The 19,067-nt window shown below is 66.8% G+C and carries 15 protein-coding genes and 1 pseudogene; 5 read left to right on the top strand and 11 right to left on the bottom strand.

Annotated features, from left to right (window positions below; genetic code table 11):
• Positions 1 to 386: 386 nt before the first annotated feature.
• From ABWP09_RS08230 to gltX, 3 genes are read right to left on the bottom strand one after another with little or no spacing between them, the layout of a single operon-like run.
• Positions 387 to 575 (bottom strand): hypothetical protein, encoded by a 189-nt coding sequence (locus ABWP09_RS08230; protein WP_353204662.1) that lies wholly within the window; start codon positions 573 to 575, stop codon positions 387 to 389.
• On the bottom strand, positions 572 to 1,858 hold the full coding sequence (locus ABWP09_RS08225; RefSeq protein ID WP_353204661.1) for a citrate synthase: 1,287 nt from the start codon (positions 1,856 to 1,858) through the stop codon (positions 572 to 574). The genes ABWP09_RS08230 and ABWP09_RS08225 overlap by 4 nt, the downstream gene beginning before the upstream one ends.
• Positions 1,859 to 1,881: 23 nt before the next feature.
• Positions 1,882 to 3,339: a glutamate--tRNA ligase gene (gene gltX, locus ABWP09_RS08220; protein ID WP_353204660.1), complete on the bottom strand. Its 1,458-nt coding sequence runs from the start codon at positions 3,337 to 3,339 to the stop codon at positions 1,882 to 1,884.
• A gap of 27 nt (positions 3,340 to 3,366) precedes the next feature.
• Here gltX and ABWP09_RS08215 point away from each other — a divergent pair.
• Positions 3,367 to 5,607, top strand: a pseudogene (locus ABWP09_RS08215) (ComEC/Rec2 family competence protein).
• Positions 5,604 to 6,263 (top strand): 2OG-Fe(II) oxygenase, encoded by a 660-nt coding sequence (locus tag ABWP09_RS08210; RefSeq protein ID WP_353204659.1) that lies wholly within the window; start codon positions 5,604 to 5,606, stop codon positions 6,261 to 6,263. Before ABWP09_RS08215 ends, ABWP09_RS08210 begins: the two are co-directional and overlap by 4 nt.
• Here ABWP09_RS08210 and lexA read toward each other — a convergent pair.
• Together lexA and ABWP09_RS08200 are read right to left on the bottom strand one after the other, a co-directional pair.
• Positions 6,254 to 6,931, bottom strand: coding sequence for a transcriptional repressor LexA (gene lexA, locus ABWP09_RS08205; protein ID WP_353204658.1), 678 nt, complete (start codon positions 6,929 to 6,931; stop codon positions 6,254 to 6,256). The genes ABWP09_RS08210 and lexA overlap by 10 nt on opposite strands.
• Before the next feature lie 71 nt (positions 6,932 to 7,002).
• Positions 7,003 to 8,187 carry a molybdopterin molybdotransferase MoeA gene (locus ABWP09_RS08200; protein WP_353204657.1) on the bottom strand — a complete coding sequence of 395 codons (1,185 nt, stop codon included), beginning with the start codon at positions 8,185 to 8,187 and terminating at the stop codon, positions 7,003 to 7,005.
• Positions 8,188 to 8,484: 297 nt separating this feature from the next.
• On the opposite strand from ABWP09_RS08200, the gene ABWP09_RS08195 reads away from it, so the two are divergent.
• A complete protein-coding gene (locus ABWP09_RS08195; RefSeq protein ID WP_353204656.1) occupies positions 8,485 to 10,818 on the top strand; it encodes a TonB-dependent receptor in 2,334 nt (777 codons plus the stop codon).
• Positions 10,819 to 11,004: 186 nt separating this feature from the next.
• Here the strand turns inward: ABWP09_RS08195 and moaC are convergent, their stop codons facing one another.
• From moaC to ABWP09_RS08175, 4 genes are all read right to left on the bottom strand, one after another.
• Positions 11,005 to 11,472, bottom strand: coding sequence for a cyclic pyranopterin monophosphate synthase MoaC (moaC, locus tag ABWP09_RS08190; protein WP_353204655.1), 468 nt, complete (start codon positions 11,470 to 11,472; stop codon positions 11,005 to 11,007).
• 193 nt (positions 11,473 to 11,665) lie between these two features.
• Complete coding sequence (trpC, locus tag ABWP09_RS08185) at positions 11,666 to 12,451, bottom strand: indole-3-glycerol phosphate synthase TrpC (protein WP_353204654.1); 786 nt, start codon at positions 12,449 to 12,451, stop codon at positions 11,666 to 11,668.
• Positions 12,448 to 13,443 (bottom strand): anthranilate phosphoribosyltransferase, encoded by a 996-nt coding sequence (gene trpD, locus ABWP09_RS08180; RefSeq protein ID WP_353204653.1) that lies wholly within the window; start codon positions 13,441 to 13,443, stop codon positions 12,448 to 12,450. Before trpD ends, trpC begins: the two co-directional genes overlap by 4 nt.
• Entirely contained in the window at positions 13,440 to 14,108 is a 669-nt protein-coding gene (locus ABWP09_RS08175; RefSeq protein WP_353204652.1) for an anthranilate synthase component II, read from the bottom strand. Before ABWP09_RS08175 ends, trpD begins: the two co-directional genes overlap by 4 nt.
• Positions 14,109 to 14,245: 137 nt before the next feature.
• On the opposite strand from ABWP09_RS08175, the gene ABWP09_RS08170 reads away from it, so the two are divergent.
• Positions 14,246 to 14,695, top strand: a complete 450-nt coding sequence (locus ABWP09_RS08170) for a hypothetical protein (protein WP_353204651.1) — start codon at positions 14,246 to 14,248, stop codon at positions 14,693 to 14,695.
• Between the two features lie 3 nt (positions 14,696 to 14,698).
• Here the strand turns inward: ABWP09_RS08170 and trpE are convergent, their stop codons facing one another.
• On the bottom strand, positions 14,699 to 16,273 hold the full coding sequence (gene trpE / locus ABWP09_RS08165) for an anthranilate synthase component I (protein WP_353204650.1): 1,575 nt from the start codon (positions 16,271 to 16,273) through the stop codon (positions 14,699 to 14,701).
• The gene (locus ABWP09_RS08160) at positions 16,206 to 18,161 is read right to left on the bottom strand and encodes a peptidylprolyl isomerase (protein ID WP_353204649.1); all 1,956 of its coding nucleotides are present in this window, start codon (positions 18,159 to 18,161) and stop codon (positions 16,206 to 16,208) included. The genes trpE and ABWP09_RS08160 overlap by 68 nt, the downstream gene beginning before the upstream one ends.
• Positions 18,162 to 18,289: 128 nt before the next feature.
• Between ABWP09_RS08160 and tpiA the strand changes: the two genes are divergently transcribed.
• Positions 18,290 to 19,021, top strand: a complete 732-nt coding sequence (gene tpiA / locus ABWP09_RS08155; RefSeq protein WP_353204648.1) for a triose-phosphate isomerase — start codon at positions 18,290 to 18,292, stop codon at positions 19,019 to 19,021.
• Positions 19,022 to 19,067: the final 46 nt, after the last annotated feature.

Below are 19,067 nucleotides of genomic sequence, written 5' to 3'. Positions count from 1 at the left end.
TTCGCGTGCCACCTCCCCCTGGCGGGGGAGGATTGCGCGGGATCAGATGTCCGCTCCCCACAACCACTTCCAGACAATGGCGCGCCTCTTATCGTCACCCCGGCCGCTTCGACGCAGTTCGGGACAGCCTCGTGCCGGGGGCCACCGGGCGGCGGGGAAGTCCGTGGTAATAGGTCAATTTACCTGACCCCGTTCGGGCTGAGCTTGTCGAAGCCCCGCCTGCCATACACGAGCTCATGCTTGTTGAAAGCAGCCCTTCGACATGCTCAGGGCGAACGGCGATGGGGTTGGTGCCACAGCCGAGGAGCCCAACGTTCAAGCCAGCGGTGTCAAAGAACCCGCCCGTTATGCCCGATCAGCCGCGTGTAGGACAGTCGCCGCCTGCGTCAGCGGCGGCGCGACCACCAGAGCAACGCCGCCCCGACCGCCGCGATGCCGAGGCCGTAGACCACCCACACCCGCGCCGCGAGCATGAAGCTCGACGCGGGCCACATGATGATGCCCGAGCCTTGGCCTGCAAACAGCAGGCCGAAGGCGAGCAGGATCACGCCCGCGATGAGCGCGACGGTTTTCACGACCGCGCTTCCAGTCCGACATAATCGCGCTGCGTCGGGCCGGTGTAGAGCTGGCGCGGACGGCCGATCTTCTGCTCCGGATCGCCGATCATCTCATTCCACTGCGCGACCCAGCCGACGGTGCGGGCGAGCGCGAAGAGCGCGGTGAACATCGTCGTCGGGAAGCCGATCGCCGAGAGGATCACGCCCGAATAGAAATCGACGTTGGGGAACAGCTTCTTTTCGATGAAATACGGGTCGCTGAGCGCCATTTCCTCAAGCTGAATCGCAACATCGAACACCGGATCGGTGACGCCCAATTCGCCAAGCACTTCGCGCACGGTCTGCTGCATCACGGTCGCGCGCGGGTCATAATTCTTATACACGCGGTGACCGAAGCCCATCAGGCGGAACGGGTCGTTCTTGTCTTTCGCGCGCGCGATATACTCCGAGATGCGATCGGGCGTGCCGATCTCGCGCAGCATGTTGAGCGCGGCCTCATTGGCACCGCCATGCGCCGGGCCCCACAGGCACGCGATCCCCGCCGCGATGCACGCGAACGGGTTGGCCCCCGACGAACCGGCGAGCCGCACGGTCGAGGTCGAGGCATTCTGCTCATGATCGGCGTGGAGGATGAAGATGCGGTCCATCGCCTTTTCGACGATCGGGTTCACGACATAGGGCTCGGCGGGGACGCCGAAGGTCATGCGCAGGAAATTGCCGGTGTAGCTGAGCGAGTTATCCGGATAGAGGAACGGCTGACCGATCGAATATTTGTACGCCATCGCTGCGATCGTCGGCATCTTGGCGATGAGACGGTGGCTGGCGATCATGCGCTGCTGCGGATCGGTGATGTCGGCGCTGTCGTGATAGAAAGCGCTGAGCGCGCCGACCACGCCGCACATGATCGCCATTGGATGCGCATCGCGACGGAAGCCGCGGTAGAAGGTCGCGAGCTGTTCGTGCAGCATCGTGTGGCGGCTGATCGTATAGCTGAACTTGTCGAGCTCGGCCTTGGAGGGCAGCTCGCCATTGAGCAGCAGGTACGAGACTTCCATGAAGCTCGACTGTTCGGCCAATTGCCCGATCGGGTAACCGCGGTGGAGCAGCACGCCCTCATCGCCGTCGATATAGGTGATCGCGCTGTCGCAGCTTGCGGTCGAGGTGAAACCGGGATCGTAAGTGAACATGCCGGTTTGGGCGTACAGCTTGCGGATGTCGATCACGTCCGGCCCGACGCTGCCTGACAGGACCTTGAGGTCGAGATCCTTGCCAGCGGCCTTCAGCGTGACGGGGTCGGTCATCGGAATCGTCCTTTCGTAAGTCTTCACGCGGCCATCTGGTCGGCAACGCGGCCGAGGCTCTCGTCGCGCCCGAGCAGATCGAGCACATCGAAAATCCCCGGCGAGGTCTTGCGACCGGTCAAGGCGGCGCGAAGGGGTTGCGCGACTTGACCGAGTTTGACCCCGGACGTTTCCGCGACCGACCGTACCGCCGCTTCGAGCGCCTCCGTATCCCAGCCGTCGAGCGCGTCAAGCGCCGCGTGGAGCCGGGCGAGCAAGGCGGGTGCTTCCCCGGCCAGTAGCGATGCTGCATCGGGCGCGATGTCGAGCGGGCGCGTGGCGAACAGGAAGTCGGTGCCGCGTGTCAGTTCGTTGAGATTCGCCGCGCGTGGCTTGAGCGAGGCCATCGCACGGACGAGCACGTCGCTTTGTGCGTCGCTCGGTTCGAACGGCAAGCGCGCGGTGACCAGTTCGGCCAGGCGCGCGTCCGCCGCCTCGCGGATATAAATGCCGTTGAGGTTTTCGAGCTTCTTCAAATCGAACCGTGACGGGGATTTGCCGACGCCGTCGAGGTCGAACCATTCGATGGCTTGGTCGCGGCGGATGACTTCGTCGTCGCCGTGGCCCCAGCCGAGCCGGAGCAGGTAATTCTCCAGCGCTTCGGGCAGGATGCCGAGTTCGTCGCGGTAAAATTCGACGCCGACCGCGCCGTGGCGCTTCGACAGCTTGGCACCGTCCGAGCCGTGGATCAGCGGGATATGGGCGTAGACCGGATCGGGCCAGCCGCCCTCAATGGCGTGCATCGCGCGGATGATGGGGAGCTGACGGAAGGCGTTGTTAAGGTGATCGTCGCCGCGGATGACGTGGCTGACGCCCATGTCGTGATCGTCGACCACCACCGCGAGCATATAGGTCGGCGTGCCGTCGGAGCGGAGCAGGACGAGATCGTCGAGCTCGGCATTCTGGACGGTGACGCTGCCCTGAACGCGGTCCTCGATCGTGGCTGCGCCGTCGAGCGGGGCCTTCAGGCGCACCACGAACGGTTTGTCGCCACCCCCTGCCGGATCGAGGTCGCGCCACGGGCTGCGGATGCGCAGCGGCTTCTTGGCGGCTTGGGCCTCGGCGCGCATCGCGTCGAGCTCTGCGCTGGTCAGGAAGCAGCGATAGGCATGGCCGTGCGCGACCATCGCATGGGCGACCTCGGCATGGCGTGCGGCGCGCGAAAACTGATAGACTTCGGGCTCATCCCAATCCAGCCCGAGCCAGCGCATCGAGGTCAGGATCGCGTCGATCGCGGGCTGAGTCGAGCGGGCGCGATCGGTATCCTCGATCCGCAGCAGGAATTTGCCTTTATTGTGGCGCGCGTAGAGCCAGTTGAACAACGCGGTGCGCGCGCCGCCGATGTGCAGAAACCCGGTCGGCGAGGGCGCGAACCGGGTGACAACCTGTGTGGTGGTGGCGCCGGCGGCGGGGGCCGCGGCGGGATCAGATATTGCGCTCAATCGCGCATGCTCCCAGACTATAGGTGGATGGCCGCATCAGCCTCGAGCGCCCCTAGCACGCACCTTGCTGCGCTTCAAATCGGCGTTGGCATTTTGCGCGGCTTGAACCCGAGCCTTGAGCGCTGGCTCGAGGTGGAGCGCGATCAACTTGCCTTGTGGTTGCCGGTGGCGCTGGGCGGCGGGATCGCCCTTTGGTTCGTGCTGCCCGATGCGCGCGCGTGGTAGGAGGCGGGGCTGGCGGCGCTTGCGGTGGCGCTTAGCGGTGTGGCGGCGGGGCGATACGGACGCGCGGCACGTGCGGTTGCGGTGGGGGCGACGGCGGTGGCGCTGGGTCTTGGGCTGATCTGGTGGCGGGCGGAGCATGTCGCGCAAGGGGTGCTGGTGCGCCCGACGATTGCGACCTTCACGGCACGGGTGGAGCGGATCGAGCCGCTGCCGGCGCGTGACCTGGTGCGGCTGCGGCTGGCACCGATTCAAGTACTAGCGGTGCCCGAGACGCGTAGCCCCGCCCGGCCCTTGCCGATTTTGCCGCCGCGCATTCGGGTCAATCTGGCGACGCTCGATGCGCCGGTCGGGCTGGTCCCGGGGGTGACGCTGCGGCTGTCGGCGCGACTGATGCCGCCGCCAGAGCCGGCGGTGCCCGGTGCCTATGATTATGCGCGGACCGCGTGGTTCGACGGGATTGGCGCGACCGGGCGCGGATTTGGGCCGGTTAGCGTGATTGCGGGCGGCGGATCGCGCGACGCTGGCCTCCGCGTGCGCTTGTCGCAGCATATTCAGGCGAGCGCGGGCGGCGGCGGGGCTGGCGGGATCGCGGCGGCGCTGGCGACGGGTGATCAGGGCGGGATACCGGCCGAAGATAACGAGGCGATGCGGCGTTCGGGTCTGGCGCATCTGCTGTCGGTGAGCGGACTCCATATCACGGCGGCGGTCGCAGCGGTGATGCTGCTGGTGACGCGGCTGCTCGCGCTCAGCCCGTGGATGGCGTTGCGCTGGCGCATTCCGCTGATCGCGGCCGGGGCAGGGGCGCTGGCGGCGATCGGCTATACCTGGCTGACCGGATCGGAAGTGCCGACGATCCGGTCGTGCGTGGCGGCGCTGTTCGTGCTGGTGGCGCTGGTGCTGGGGCGCGAGGCGTTGACCTTGCGGCTGGTCGCGGCGGGGGCGGTGATTGTGCTGTTGCTGTACCCGGAAGCGCTGGCTGGCCCGAGCTTCCAGCTGTCGTTCGCGGCGGTCGCGTCGATCATTGCGCTCAACGAACATCCCGCGGTGCGCCGCTGGTTCGGCCCGCGCGAGCAATCGCGCGCGGCGGCGGTTGCGCGCAGGACGGCGGGGTTGCTGCTGACCGGCATCGTCGTCGAGCTGGCGCTGATCCCGATCTCGTTGTTCCATTTCCACAAAGCCGGCGTGTATGGCGCGGTCGCCAACATCGTCGCGATCCCGCTGACGACCTTCTTGACGATGCCGCTCGAGGCGCTGGCCTTGCTGTTCGATACGGTGGGGGCGGGGGCGCCGTTCTGGTGGCTGACCGCGCGCTCGCTCGATCTGTTGCTGTGGATCGCGCGGACGACCGCGGCGATTCCGGGGGCGGTCGCGCCGCTGCCGGCGATGCCGGGCGGGGCGTATGCGCTGATGGTCGCGGGCGGTCTGTGGATCGCGCTGTGGCGGACGCGGTGGCGGCGGTTGGGGGTGATCCCGCTCGCGGTCGGTGCGGTGTGGGCGCTGGCGACGCCTGCGCCTGATCTGCTGGTGACGGGCGACGGGCGGCATCTGGCGATCCGGACCGCGCGCGGCGATCTGGCGCTGCTGCGCGACCGAACGGGGGACTATACCGCCGACATGCTGGCGGAAAATGGCGGGATCGACGGGCTGCCGGTGCTGCTGTCCGAACAAAGCGGCGCGCGTTGCAGTCGTGACCTGTGCCTGATGACGCGCCATGCGGGCGGGCGCGACTGGCGGGTGCTGGCGACGCGCAGTGCCTATTTGGTGCCGGTCGCCGCGGTGATTGCAGCGTGCCGCAGTGCTGACATCGTCGTCAGCGAGCGGCGATTGCCGCGGGCGTGCGCGCCGCGCTGGTTGCGGCTCGATCGGCCGACGCTGGCGCGGACCGGCGGGGTGGCGATCACGTTCGGTTCGGGCGCGGTAAGGACGGTCCGGCACGTCGGCGACGCGCATCCGTGGATCGCCGCGCCGCTCCCGCCGGAGCGCCGCCGCCGCGATTGGAGGCGGCTGGCAAATCGTCCGTTCTTGGGCGAAATGGGCAAATGAGCGCGCCACTCGATTCGCCCAGAAATCCGCTGGAGCGCCTTCCGACGTTCGCCGTGCGCGACGCGATGCTGTCGGCCGATGATTTTGCCGAACTTCTCGCCTTTGCGGCGGCATCCGAAGCGCATTTCGTACCGACAGGGGTTGGCGACGGGAGCGGAGCTGGGGAATTCAACCCGACATACCGTCGTTCTCGCGCGCTGCCGCCACGGCATCTACAGCCCTGGCGCGACCGGATCACGGCAATCGTCGCGCCGCTGCTTCCCGATATTCTGCGCGAAATCGGGATCAGGCCGTTCGACGTGGCACGTTATGAAGTGCAACTGGTTCGTCACAATGACGGAGACTTCTACCAGCGTCACATCGACACCCACACGGGCCCGTCCGACAAGGCGCGGCGTGCGGTCAGCCTGGTCTATTACTTCCATGCCGAACCCAAGGCGTTCACGGGCGGGGCGCTGCGCCTCTATGCGCTACGCCGCAACGATATTTTCGTCGATGTCGAGCCCGTACAGAATCGCCTGGTCGCCTTTGCATCGTGGGTACCGCACGAAGTGCTGCCGATCTCCTGCCCGTCCGGGCGGTTCCTCGACTCACGCTTTGCCATCAATTGCTGGGTCCGGATGTCGCCGCCGACGCAGCCGAAAGATCAGTCGTAGCGGCGCAGAATTCCGGCGAGCTTGCCCTGCACCCGCACTTGCGCGGGGGCATAGCGTTGCGGGTCGTATGCGCGGTTGGCGGGATCGAGCCGGATCATCGCGCCTTCACGGCGGAAGAATTTGAGCGTTGCTTCGCTTTCTTCGATCAGCGCCACGACGATTTCGCCGTCGCGCGCCACGTCCTGACGTTTGATCAGCGCATAATCGCCATCGAGAATGCCTGCCTCGACCATCGAATCGCCCGACACTTCAAGCGCGTAATGTTCGCCACTGCCGAGCAAGGCGGCGGGGACAGCGAGCATCGACGCGCCTTCGAACGCTTCGATCGGCACGCCCGCCGCGATGCGGCCGTGCAGCGGGATTTCGATCACGTCGTTGGCGGGTTCGGGAAGGTGACGCACGGTGCTCGCGGCTGCGATGGCGGCGGTGACCTTCGCCGACGGCTTGTTGCCGCGTTCGGGCATCTTGAGCACTTCGAGCGCGCGCGCACGGTTGGGCAAGCGGCGGATGAACTGGCGTTCCTCAAGTGCGCTGATCAGGCGGTGGACCCCCGATTTGGATTTCAGGTCGAGCGCCTCCTTCATTTCCTCGAACGACGGAGAGACGCCGGTCTCGTCGAGCCGGTCGTTGATGAAGCAAATCAACTCATGCTGCTTGCGGGTAAGCATCGCCCAGGCCCTTTCATCGGAACAGACGACGAACCTATACGGAACGAAAAATCGCCCGTCAAGCGCGGCGGTTAGCCGAGCAGCAGGACTTCCACCGAGTCGCCGGGCGCGGCGGGGGGCGCGTGGGGCGCGCGGACGATCAGACAGTCGGCAACGGCGAGCGTCCGCACCATCGAGGAATCCTGGCGATCGGCCGGGGCAACGCGGCCATCGTGGGTCGCCGCGCGCAAATAGTCTTGCCGGTGGTCGTTTGCGGGCAGCGCTGCGCCAAGGATGGCATAGCGCGGCACCGGCAGCGGGTCTGCTGCGCCGGCCAAATGCGCGATCAGCGGACGGAGAAAGATCGTCGCCGTGACGAACGCCGAAACCGGATTTCCGGGGAGACCGAGCACGACGCTGTCGCGCAACCGGCCCGCCAGCATCGGCTTGCCGGGCCGCAGCGCGATCCGCCAGAAATCGAGTGTGCCGCCCGCCGCCTGGAGTGCCGGGCGGATCAAGTCATGGTCACCGACCGAGGCACCGCCAGTGGTGACCAGGATATCGGCATCGACTTGCGCGAAGGCAGCGACGATCGCGTCGAGCCGGTCGGGCAGGATGCCGAGATCAATCACCTCGACCGGTAGATCCGCGAGCAAGGCGGCGAGCATCACGCCGTTCGATTCGGGTAGCGCATCTGCGGTCAGCGCAGCGCCGGGCGCGACGAGTTCGTCGCCGCTCGCCATGATCGCGACGCGGAGTCGCCGCCGCACCGCTAGCGTGCCGTGTCCAGCGATAGCGGCGAGCGCAATCCGTGCCGCGGTGAGCCGATCGCCCGTGGCGACGAGCGTTTCGCCTGCGCTGAAATCGAGGCCCTTGCGACGCACATTGCCGCCGCGCACCGGGCCCTCGCCCGACAGGCTTACGACATCGCCGTCGCGCACGGCTTCTTCCTGCACGAGCACGCTGTCTGCGCCACCGGGCATCGCGGCACCGGTAAAGATGCGGATCGCCTGGCCGGGCGCGAGCGTGTGCGCGAAGCTGCGCCCCGCAGCGCTTTCGCCGATGACGGCAAGCGGTCCGGGAAGATCGTCAAAGCGCACCGCATAGCCATCCATCGCCGAGAGATTGGCCGTGGGTTGCGTGCGCAGCGCCGTGACATCGAATGCTGCCCAGCGACCAGCGGCTTCGCGGAGCGCCACGGTCTCGACCGGGACGGGGGCGGCGAGCGCGAACAGGCGGGTTTGCGCGTCGGTGACCGACAGGAAAGGTGGGGGCATGGCGTTGCTCTATCGCGTTCGCGGGGGGTGCGTCGAGGGGCGGCTGCGGATCGGGATGCTTCGGGCCGGGCAGCGCGGTTCGGCGCCCAGCACGCATGACCCAAAAGCCACAGTCGGGAAGAATCCACCTGCGGATTCACACTGTCATCATAAAGACTTAAACTCGGACTAACGCGCGGTGGCTGGCGGCATTTCACCCAGATGAGGGTCGCCCAACAGGATGCAGCGCAGGGGTCGGGAGTACCCTGCGCGCAAATTTTTACAGTTGCAGATCCTTCAAAAAAGTGGGGAACCCTCATGTCCAAGTCGCTTGCCGCCAAGTCCGCGCTCCTGTTCGGCACTGCCTTTTCCGCGCTTTGGGCCACCGCCGCCAGCGCGCAGGACGTGCCCGCCGCCGCGCCTGCCGCCGCAGCGGTACAGAGTGCCGACAGCGATAGCCTGAACGACATCGTCGTGACGGCCGAGCGCCGCAGCGAAAATCTGCAGAAGGTCCCGCTTTCGGTCGGCGTGCTGCAAGGCGGCGATTTGCGCAATTATACGGCAGGCGGCAGCGACACGTTGCTTGAGCTCGCCAACCGCGTGCCCGGCCTTTACGTCGAATCGACCACTGGCCGCATCTTCCCGCGTTTTTACATTCGCGGCCTCGGCAACGTCGATTTCTACCTCGGCGCATCGCAGCCAGTGTCGATCATCCAGGACGATGTCGTGCTCGAGCATGTCGTGCTCAAATCGAACCCGGTGTTCGACGTGCGCCAGATCGAAGTGCTGCGCGGTCCGCAAGGCACGCTGTTCGGCCGCAACACGACGGCGGGCATCATCAAGTTCGACACCAACCGCCCGACCAATGAGTTTGAGGGCCGCGCCACCGCATCGTACGGCAGCTACAACACGATCAGCCTCGACGCCGGCATTGGCGGGCCGCTTGTCAAGGACGTGTTGTCGTTCCGCGTTTCGGCGCTCTACCAGCATCGCGACAATTGGATCGACAACACCTTCAACGGCGTCAGCGATGACGGCACCGTCGGCGGCAAGAACGTGCTTGGCCGCTTCGACGAAAAGGACGTCCGCATCCAGTTGATGCTGACGCCGCCGGGAACCGGCTTCACCGGTATCCTGTCGGCGCATGCGCGCGATTATAGCGGGACGGCCACGCTGTTCCATCGCGGCGCGATCAAGCTCGGGTCGAACGATGTGAGCGCCGAACCGCGCGACAGCGTCGGGAATGACGAGGCGCTCAACAGCCCGCAGGCGTACAAGACCTATGGGGCGTCGTTCAACGCGAAGAACGATTTTGGTGGCGTCACGCTGACCTCGATCACGGCATATGAAACGACCTCGGGTTCGAGCCGCGGCGATACCGACGGTGGCATCGCCACCAACTTCGCCGGCGGCCGCTTCTATGGCCAGAGCCGGGGCCGGGTGCGCGATCTCGACCAGTTGAGCGAGGAAGTGCGGTTGGCGAACAATGGCAACGGGCGCTTCAAATGGCAGATCGGCGGCATCTATTTCGAGTCGCGCGATACGACCGAGTTCGCGCAGCGCGGCTTCTTCCTGCTCGACAATTCGTTCGGCACGACGCCCAACCCCAACAATTTCGTCGTCCTGCGCAATATCAACACCTCCTATGCGGGCTTCGGTCAGGCGAGCTACGAGATCCTGCCCAAGCTGACGCTGACCGGCGGCGTGCGCGTGACCTATGATGAGCGGACGACGAGCCTGATCACCCCGCCGCGCAACGTTGCGGGCGTGGTGACCTTCCCGGCGGCGGCCGCGACCTATGTCCGGCTCGCCGACACACAGCCGAGCTGGGAGGGCAGCCTGCGCTATGAGGTGAACCCGGACGTCAATGTGTTCGCGCGCGTCTCGCACGGTTTCCGCGGGCCGACGATCCAGGGCCGCAACGCGGTGTTCAGCTCGGCCTTCGTGACGGCGACCTCGGAGACGATCACGTCGTATGAGGCGGGCTTCAAGTCGAACCTGCTGGGCAACACGCTGCGCCTCAACGCGACGGGGTTCTATTACAAGGTCAAGAACATCCAGTTGAACGGCAATGATTCGAACAATAACGGCTTGTTGTTCAACGCCAACCAGGCGCAGGCATGGGGCGGTGAAGCGGAGCTGACGTGGCGTCCGATCCGCGACCTGACGCTGGGTCTGGGTGGCAGCGTGCTGCACACCGAGGTCAATGACACGCGCGTCTATACGCCGGTGTGCAAGCTGAACGGGGTGGTCACCTGCACCGTGCTCAACCCGACGATCAACGTGGGCACCGCGACGCTCACGCAGATCAACGGCAATGCGCTTCCCAATGCGCCGAAATATCAGGTCGACGGCAATGCGCGCTACGATTTGCCGCTCGGCAATGGCGGGAAGCTGTTCCTGGCAGGCGACGTGACGCTGCAGGGCTATACCAGCTTCGTGCCGTACAAGACGATCGAATACACCTCCAACGGCACGTTCGAAGCCGGTCTGAAGGCAGGCTATGCCGGGCCGGACAACATGTATGAGATCGCGGTCTATGTGCGCAATGTGACCAATGAGAAGAACCTCAAGGGCGTGCTCGACAATTACAACGCTGCCGTGTTCAACGACCCGCGCATCATCGGCGTGTCGCTGAGCGGGAAGTTCTGATTGTAACAGGATTGGGCCGCTCTGTCGTCGCAGGGCGGCCCTTCCTCCGTTCTCCACCCCGGCGTAGGCCGGGGCCCAGTAGCAATGGCGGAGGTAAAGGAGCGCGGCGCTCCGTTACTGCGGCCTTCGTAACTGGGCCCCGGCCTCCGCCGGGGAAGCGCTCATTAGTGGAAGCGGCAGCGCAGCCTACCGCGCCCAATCCCCCGATTTGCCGCCAGATTTTGTCAGCAGGCACACGCCGCCGATGATCATGCCCTTGTCGATCGCCTTGCCCATGTCATAAATTGTCAGCAGCGTGACCGAGACGGCGGTAAGCGCTTCCATTTCCACGCCGGTTTTGCCCGCAGTCGCGGCGGTCGCGGTGGCGGTGACGCCGGTTTCGTCGACCACCAGATCGATCGCCACGCGCGTCAGTGGGAGCGGGTGGCAGAGCGGGATCAGCTCGGCGGTGCGTTTTGCCGCCATGATCCCGGCAACGCGTGCGACGGCGAGGACGTCGCCTTTCAGCGCGGTGCCGTCGCGGATTGCGCGCGCGGCGTCTTTGCTCATGGCGATCCGCCCGGTCGCCACCGCTTCGCGGCGGGTGTCGGGCTTGGCGCCGACATCGACCATGTGCGCGGCGCCGGTGGCGTCGAGGTGAGTGAGGTCCGTCACGCCTTTCCCCCCTCCCTGAAAGGGAGGGGGTGGGTTGGCCCGTTACCGAACGCCGTCCCCAGCCCCACACCGACCCACCCTCGGCCCAGTGTCGGGTCGGCCCTGCCCCCGGCAGGGCCTGAACAGCGCGGGGCGCTGTTCACCCGACACTCTTCCAGGGAGGGGAGATAGAAGAAGAAGGACGCCCCGCTGCTCAACCCACCAGCACCCGCGTTGCCGCCTCGATATCGGGCGCGCGCATCAGGGCTTCGCCGATCAGGAAACACTTAATGTCGTGCTCCGCCATCGCGTCGAGATCGGCGCGCGTCATCAGCCCGCTTTCGGCGACGAAGGTACAATCCTTGGGGGCCTTCGACACGAGTTCATAGGTGCGGGCAAAATCGACCGTGAAATCGCGCAAATCGCGGTTGTTGACGCCGATCAGGCGGGACTTGAGCTTCATCGCACGGTCCATCTCGGCCTGCGAATGGACTTCGACCAGCACGTCCATGCCGCATTCGAGCGCGCTCGATTCGATCTCGGCGAGCAGGCCATCGTCGATCGCGGCCATGATCAGCAGGATTGCGTCGGCACCGATGCTGCGCGATTCGGGAACTTGCCACGGATCGACCATGAAATCCTTGCGCAGCACGGGCAAGTCGCAGACGTTGCGGGCTTCCTCCAGATAGGCGTCGGCACCCTGAAACCACGCTTCGTCGGTCAGGACCGACAGGCACGTCGCGCCGCCCGCCTGATAGGCGCGGGCGTGGGCTGCGGGATCGAAATCCTCGCGAATGATGCCCTTGGACGGGCTGGCTTTCTTGACCTCGGCGACCAGCGCGTAGCCGCTGTCAGCGCGCGCATCGAGTGCCGCGCGAAAGCCGCGCGGCGGCGATTGGCGCGCGATGCGAGCATCGAGTTCGCTCATCGGAACCGTCGCCTTGCGGGCGGCGACTTCGGCGCGCTTGGTTTCGAGGATGCGGGTGAGAATGTCGGTCATGAATAAGCGATCCAGCGATCGAGCAGGGTGGCGGCGGTATTGCTGTCGATCGCTTCAGCCGCGATCTGCGCGCCATCGACAAGGTCTTGCGTGCGGCCGGCGACGACCAAGGCGGCGGCGGCGTTGAGCAACACCGCATCGCGATACGCGCCGGTCTCGCCCTGTAGCAAGCGCCTGAGTGCGGCGGCATTGTGTGCCGGGTCGCCGCCACGGATCGCGCTAAGCGGGTAGCGCGGCAGCCCGGCATCCTCGGGCGTGATGCTGGCGGGTAGCGCTACTTGCCCGACGCTGAGCGCCACGCTTGGCCCTGCGCTCGACAGTTCATCAAGGCCTTCCTCGCCCGATACGACCAAAGCCGCCTCGGTGCCGAGCTGTTCCAGCGCGGCGGCATAGGTCGCGGTATAATCGGGGCGGGCGATGCCGATCAGTTGCCGCGTGACGCCGGCCGGATTGGCGAGCGGGCCCATCAGGTTGAAGATCGTGCGGCGCCCGAGCTTCTGGCGAATCGGCGTGATGCGCTTCATTGCGGGATGGTGGTTGGCGGCGAACAGGAAGGCGATGCCGATATCGCGCAAGCTCGCCTCGGCGTTCAGCCCGGCGCGGTGCATGTCGAGGCCGAGCGCCTCAAGCGTATCGGCGGCACCCGCCTTGGACGAAGCGGCGCGGTTGCCGTGCTTGGCGACCGGGACGCCGGTGCTGGCGACGACGATCGAGACAGCGGTGGAGACGTTTAGCGTGTGATGCCCGTCGCCGCCCGTGCCGCACACGTCGATCGCGCCGGCGGGGGCGGCGATCGGAATCAAACGGCTGCGCATCGCGCGCGCGGCTTCGGCGATTTCGATGCTGGTCTCACCGCGTGTTGTGAGGCCGATCAGGAAGGTGGCGATTTCCTCTTCCGAGGTGCGCGCGTCGAGCAGGTCGGCAAAGGCCTGCGCGGCGGTTTCGCGCGACAGCGGCGAGGCGGTGTCGGGGAGGCGGGTGAGGGTGGTCAAATTCCCCTCCCGCTTGCGGGAGGGGTTAGGGGAGGGAATGTTGAGGCCTGCCCGCGATTAACAGGCCCTCCCCCAGCCCCTCCCGCAAGCGGGAGGGGAGTGACGCCCGCCGCCGCCAGGAAATTGGCGAGCAGTGCGTGGCCATGTTCGGTCGCGATGCTTTCGGGGTGGAACTGCACGCCGTGGATCGGCAGCGACACGTGGCGTACGCCCATCACCGAGCCATCATCGGCACGCGCGTTGACGATGAGATCGGCGGGCAGATCCTCGACGATCAGCGAATGGTAGCGCGTTGCGGTGAAGGGCGAGGGCAGCCCGGCAAACACGCCCGTCCCGTCATGCGTAACCGGCGAGGTCTTGCCGTGCATCAGCCCGCCGCGCACGACCGACCCGCCGAAATGCTGGCCGATCGCCTGATGCCCGAGGCACACGCCGAGCAGCGGCCGTCCCGCCGCCGCACAGGCGGCGACGAGATCAAGCGAAATCCCCGCCTCGCTCGGCGTTTTCGGCCCCGGCGAAATCAGGAAGCCTTGCGCATTGCTCGCCAGCGCCTCGGCCGCGGTGAGCGCGTCGTTGCGCACGACCTTCACCTCCGCGCCCAATTCCATCAGATAATGGACGAGGTTCCAGGTGAAGCTGTCGTAATTGTCGATCACGAGTATCATAGCGGGCCGCTACCGTGTTTGCGGGGGCGCGACAATCTTCGTGATAGGAGCGTCCTGATTCGGGCGTCCTGATCCGGTTCGTTCAGGCTGGATCAACCTGCGCTGCCGGACGTTGATGCACCTTAAGGAGACTCCCCATGCTGCGTACCCTGACCGTCGCCGTCCTGCTTGCCGCGATTCCGGGTGCCGGGACCGCCCAGACCCAAACCACGCCCGTGACGACGACCGAATCGCAACAGGCCGAATCGGGCAAGCCGCCGCAGCGAATCCGCTCGATCACGCTGACCGGGAATGAGAAGTGCCCGCAATCGTCAAACCCCGACGACGAGATCGTCGTGTGCGCGCGTGTCGGCGAGCCGTATCGAATCCCGAAGGAGTTGCGCAACGACAAGCCGATCCCGGCGCAGAATCAGAGCTGGGTCAATCGCGCGGCGCTGGCCGACGAGGTCGGGCGGCGCGCGGCGGGTCTGCCCGATACATGCTCGCCGACCGGCTCTGGCGGACAGACCGGGTGCGCGCGGTTGCGCGCGGAGCAGTTTGCGGCGGAACGCGCAGAGGCCCGCCGCGTGCAGGCGGCAATCCCGTAACGCTTATTGCCCGAACCCGACCGTCGCCGCTCGCGCGATCGCCTCGCGCGCGGCGGCGAGCAGGGCACCGGCCTTGGCTTCGCATTCGCGCTGTTCATATTCGGCGACCGAATCGGCGACGATCCCCGCACCCGCCTGAACGTGCATGACGCCGTCCTTCACCACGGCGGTGCGCAGCACGATGCATGAATCCATCGATCCGTCGGGCGAGAAATAGCCGACGCCGCCAGCGTATGGCCCGCGCACGGCATCTTCGAGCTCGGCGATGATCTCGCACGCGCGCACCTTTGGCGCGCCACTGACAGTGCCCGCCGGGAAGCCGGCAAACAGCGCGTCGAGCGCGTCATGCTCGGGGCTTAGCCGCCCGACGACGTTCGAGACGATGTGCATGACATGGCTGTAAAATTCGGTCGTGTAGCTGGCCGTGACCGTGACGCTGCCCGCTTCGGCAACGCGCCCGACATCGTTGCGCCCGAGATCGAGCAGCATCAGATGCTCGGCGCGTTCTTTGGGATCGGCGAGCAGGCTGGCGCGATGTGCCTCGTCTTCGGCGGCAGTCTTGCCGCGTGGGCGGGTTCCGGCGATCGGGCGGATCGTCACGTCGCCGTCGCGGACGCGAACGAGAATTTCGGGGCTCGACCCCGTCAGCGCGAAACCCGGCAGATCGAGATGATACAGGAAGGGCGAGGGGTTGATCCGCCGCAGTGCGCGGTAGAGTTCGAACGGCGGCAGCGTGAAGGGCGCGGTGAAGCGCTGCGACAGCACGACCTGAAAAATGTCGCCCGCGACGATATAGTCCTTCGCCGCCGCGACCATTTCGGCATAGCGACCGGGCGCGAGCGTTGGTTGAAGCGTGATCTCCGCGGCCGCATCGCCGCGCACCGGGGCGGGCAGGGGCGCGGTGGCGAGGCGCGCGGCGGTCGCGTCGATCTGGTCGATACCGTCCGCGACGATCGCCTCGGGCGACCGCGTCGCATCGGGCCAGACGGGTGCGACCAAGAACAGCGCATCGGCGAGCCGGTCGAAGATCAGGATCACCGTCGGCCGCACGAACATCATGTCGGGCAAGCCCAGCGCGCTGGTTTCGGGGCGCGGCAAGCGCTCGACCAGGCCGATCGTCTCATAGCCGAAATAGCCGACGAGACAGGCGAGCGCGCGGGGGAGTTCGGGCGGCACGTCCATGCGGCACGCGGCAACCAGCGTGCGCAAAGCGCCGAGCGTCGGTTCAGCGCACGGCTCGAACGCGGCGCGGTCGGTCAGCCAGTGCGGGTTGATCGCGGCGTGATTGCCCTCGGCGCGGAAGACGAGGTCGGGCGCGAGGCCGATCAGGCTGTGGCGCCCACGCGTTTCCCCGCCCTCGACCGATTCGAGCAGGAAATCGCCGCGCCCCGGCTCGATCAGCTTCAGCGCGGCGGCGACGGGGGTTTCGGTATCGGCGACTTGCCGCTGCCACAGCAAGGCCGGACGACCGGCCGCGAGCGCGGTCAGCGCCGCCGAACCACCGGCGCGATCAGGGCTGATCGGTCGCACTCGCGCCGCCGAGCAGATCGGCCTTGAGCTTGGCAATCGCCGCGGCATTACGCTTGACGCCGATCGCGCGTTGCACTGCCTTGCCGAACTGCGCGGCATATTCGCGACCGATCATCTTGCCGATATCCGACCGGGTGCCGGCAATCACTTGTGGCTTGCCGCGTGCATCGCCGGGCACGATCGTATCGAGATGGATGACGAAGAACCCGGCATTTTCGGGGGCTTCGAGCAGCTTGGTGGTGTTCTGTGCCATTGCGAACAGCAAGGCGAGCGGCGGCAGAACCGCGCGCGGGTTCGCCAGCAATTGCGCGCGTGGGCCCGCAATCGGGCGGAGCGGCGGCAGTTTCAGACCCGTAGCGCCAAGTGCCTGCGCAAGCGGCGTGCCCTTGCTGGCGGCGGCGACCACCGTGGCGGCGACCTGGCGCGCGGCGCGCTGCGACCGCTCGATCGTGAAATCGCGCGCGACGATGTCGCGGATCTGCGCGAGCGGGCGCGGGGCGGCGGCGACGATCTTGTCGAGTTGCGCCAGCGCGAAGCTGCCGTCGGTGCCGAGCGGGATGGTCTGCGCTTCATCGCCGGCTTGCGCGGCAAAGCCCGCCGCGACGATTTGCGCGAGCGCCGAATCGGGCTTGGCGGTCGGCGCATCGGGGTCCGCGCCATTGGCTAGCAAGGCCGGGGTGCGTAGCGCGGTCAGCTTGTTCTTGGCGACGAGCCCGTCGAAATGATCGCGCGCCAGCGCATCATCGAAGCGCGCGCGGAGCGTGCCGAGCACCGTTCCGGTCTTTTGCGTGAGCACCGCAGCCTTGAGTTCGGGGGTCGCCTCGGCGAGCGTCTTGGCCGCTTGCGTGCGCTGCTTTTCGATCTTGAGCACGACGAAGCCGAGCGGCGCGCGCAAGGGGCCGACGACATCGCCGACCTTGCCGGCAAAGGCGGCATTGGCGATTTCGACCGAGCTTTGCGTGCCATAAGCGGCTTTTTGCACATCGCTCGCGGTGATCGGTTCGAGTCCCGCCGCACGCGCGGCGGCTTCGATCGGTGTCCCGCTGCGCACCTTGGCGGCAAGCGCGGTGGCGGCGGCCTGATCGGCCAGCACGACCTGCACGATCGTGCGGAGGTCGGCGGGGGCGTATTTCGCGGACTGCGCCTTATACGCTGCGGCGATTTCGGCCTCGGTCGGCGTGACTTGCGCGGCTACGGTGGCGGGGTTGACCAGCGCATAGCGCAGGATCCGCCGCTCGGGCACGCGGTAGCGCGATACGTTGCGGGTGTAATATGTGGTCAGCTCGGCATCGGTCGGGGCCGGGCCAGCGGGGACCGCCTGCGTCGGGATGAAGCCGATCAGCCCGCGCCGCTGTTCCAGCAACAGGCTCGAATAGGGCAAAGCGAGCTGCACCGGGACTTGCGTCGCGCCGACCGTCGGGATGACGAGATGACGCGTGACGATCTGGTCGGTCAGATCCTCGCGGACTTGCGCATCGCTCGATCCGATCTGCTGCAACGCCGCTTCATATTTCTTCGGGTCGAACTTGCCGTCGATCCCGGCGAGGCTCGGTTGGCTGGCGATGATGCCGTCGACCGACTTTTTGCTGACGATCATGCCTTGCTGCTTGGCATAGGCGCGGAAGGCAGCCGAATCGATCATCCGCTCGACCGTCGCCTCGAACCCGCCGCCCGCGACGAACCCGGCCATGTCGAGCTGCGGGTTTTGCTGGCGATATTGATCGACGTCGCGCTGCGCCGCTGCGCGCAGCTCGGCAACGGTGATCGTCTTGTTGCCGACGGTGACCGCGACATCGCCCCGCGCGGCGCTGCTGCCGCTGCCTGACAGGCCGGCCCGGTCGGACAGAACGAAGATCAACCCCATCAACGCGACGAAGCCGAGCGCGACCGTCGCCCCGATCGGATTGGTGATGAAGCGGCGAATGAAACTGATCATGGTCGGATAAGGCCGATCTTTTGAAGGCGGGTTGCGCGCTGCTTTAGGGGGGAGGCGTGGCGGCTTCAAGCTTGCGTGCGCGCGGGGCGGCGTTATCGCGTCGGCAACAGGACCGTGAGGGGTAACGCATGACACGACGCAAGCTGGTGGCGGGCAATTGGAAAATGAATGGCGACCGCGCGGCGCTGGGCGAGCTGGTAGCGATTGCGGCGGCCGGTACGGGGACGATCGAGGTGGCGGTGGCGGTACCGGCGACGCTGATCGCGCCGGCGGTTGCTTTGGTGCCGGGCTTTGCGATCGGGGGCGAGGATGTCCACCCGGCCGACACGGGTCCGCATACCGGATGCCTGTCCGCCGCGATGCTCAAGGAAGCAGGCGCCGGCTTCTGTATCGTCGGGCATAGCGAGCGCCGCGCCGATTGCCACGAGACCGACGCCGAGGTGAAGGCCAAGGCCGAGGCGCTGCACCGCCACGCGATGCGCGCGATCCTGTGCGTCGGCGAAACGCTGGCCGAGCGCGATGCGGGCCGGGCCGAGGCGGTGGTGACAGCGCAGATCGCCGGATCGCTACCCGGGGGTGCGGCGGCGGACTGGCTGTCGATCGCCTATGAGCCGGTCTGGGCGATCGGCACCGGGCGCACGCCGACGGTGGACGACGTGGCGGCGATGCACGGCGCGATCCGCGCGAAGCTGCGCGCGTTGATCGGTGCGGAGGCGGATGCGATGCGGATTTTGTACGGCGGATCGGTGACGGCGGAGAATGCGGCAGCGCTGTTGCACGCGGGCGATGTCGACGGCGCCCTGGTCGGCGGTGCCAGCCTGACCGCGGCGAAGTTCGTGCCGATTATTGAGGCGGCGTAGGCGCGGATGGCGCGGCATGGTGCGGCGGGCAATCCGGCGCTCGCGA

Origin of the sequence: Sphingomonas sp., assembly GCF_040398505.1 — a bacterium.
Classification (GTDB): Bacteria; Pseudomonadota; Alphaproteobacteria; order Sphingomonadales; family Sphingomonadaceae; genus Sphingomonas.
Note: the sequence above shows the minus strand (reverse complement) of the source record. Positions and strands in the feature narration are given on the sequence as shown.

What these genes read in the sequence shown, in the direction of transcription:
- ABWP09_RS08225 (WP_353204661.1), bottom strand. Translation starts at nt 1,858, where the DNA reads ATGACCGACCCCGTCACGCTGAAGGCCGCTGGCAAGGATCTCGACCTC.
- ABWP09_RS08210 (WP_353204659.1), top strand. Translation starts at nt 5,604, where the DNA reads ATGAGCGCGCCACTCGATTCGCCCAGAAATCCGCTGGAGCGCCTTCCG.
- lexA (WP_353204658.1), bottom strand. Translation starts at nt 6,931, where the DNA reads ATGCTTACCCGCAAGCAGCATGAGTTGATTTGCTTCATCAACGACCGG.
- ABWP09_RS08200 (WP_353204657.1), bottom strand. Translation starts at nt 8,187, where the DNA reads ATGCCCCCACCTTTCCTGTCGGTCACCGACGCGCAAACCCGCCTGTTC.
- ABWP09_RS08195 (WP_353204656.1), top strand. Translation starts at nt 8,485, where the DNA reads ATGTCCAAGTCGCTTGCCGCCAAGTCCGCGCTCCTGTTCGGCACTGCC.
- trpC (WP_353204654.1), bottom strand. Translation starts at nt 12,451, where the DNA reads ATGACCGACATTCTCACCCGCATCCTCGAAACCAAGCGCGCCGAAGTC.
- ABWP09_RS08175 (WP_353204652.1), bottom strand. Translation starts at nt 14,108, where the DNA reads ATGATACTCGTGATCGACAATTACGACAGCTTCACCTGGAACCTCGTC.
- ABWP09_RS08170 (WP_353204651.1), top strand. Translation starts at nt 14,246, where the DNA reads ATGCTGCGTACCCTGACCGTCGCCGTCCTGCTTGCCGCGATTCCGGGT.
- trpE (WP_353204650.1), bottom strand. Translation starts at nt 16,273, where the DNA reads ATGCCGCGGCGATTGCCAAGCTCAAGGCCGATCTGCTCGGCGGCGCGA.
- ABWP09_RS08160 (WP_353204649.1), bottom strand. Translation starts at nt 18,161, where the DNA reads ATGATCAGTTTCATTCGCCGCTTCATCACCAATCCGATCGGGGCGACG.
- tpiA (WP_353204648.1), top strand. Translation starts at nt 18,290, where the DNA reads ATGACACGACGCAAGCTGGTGGCGGGCAATTGGAAAATGAATGGCGAC.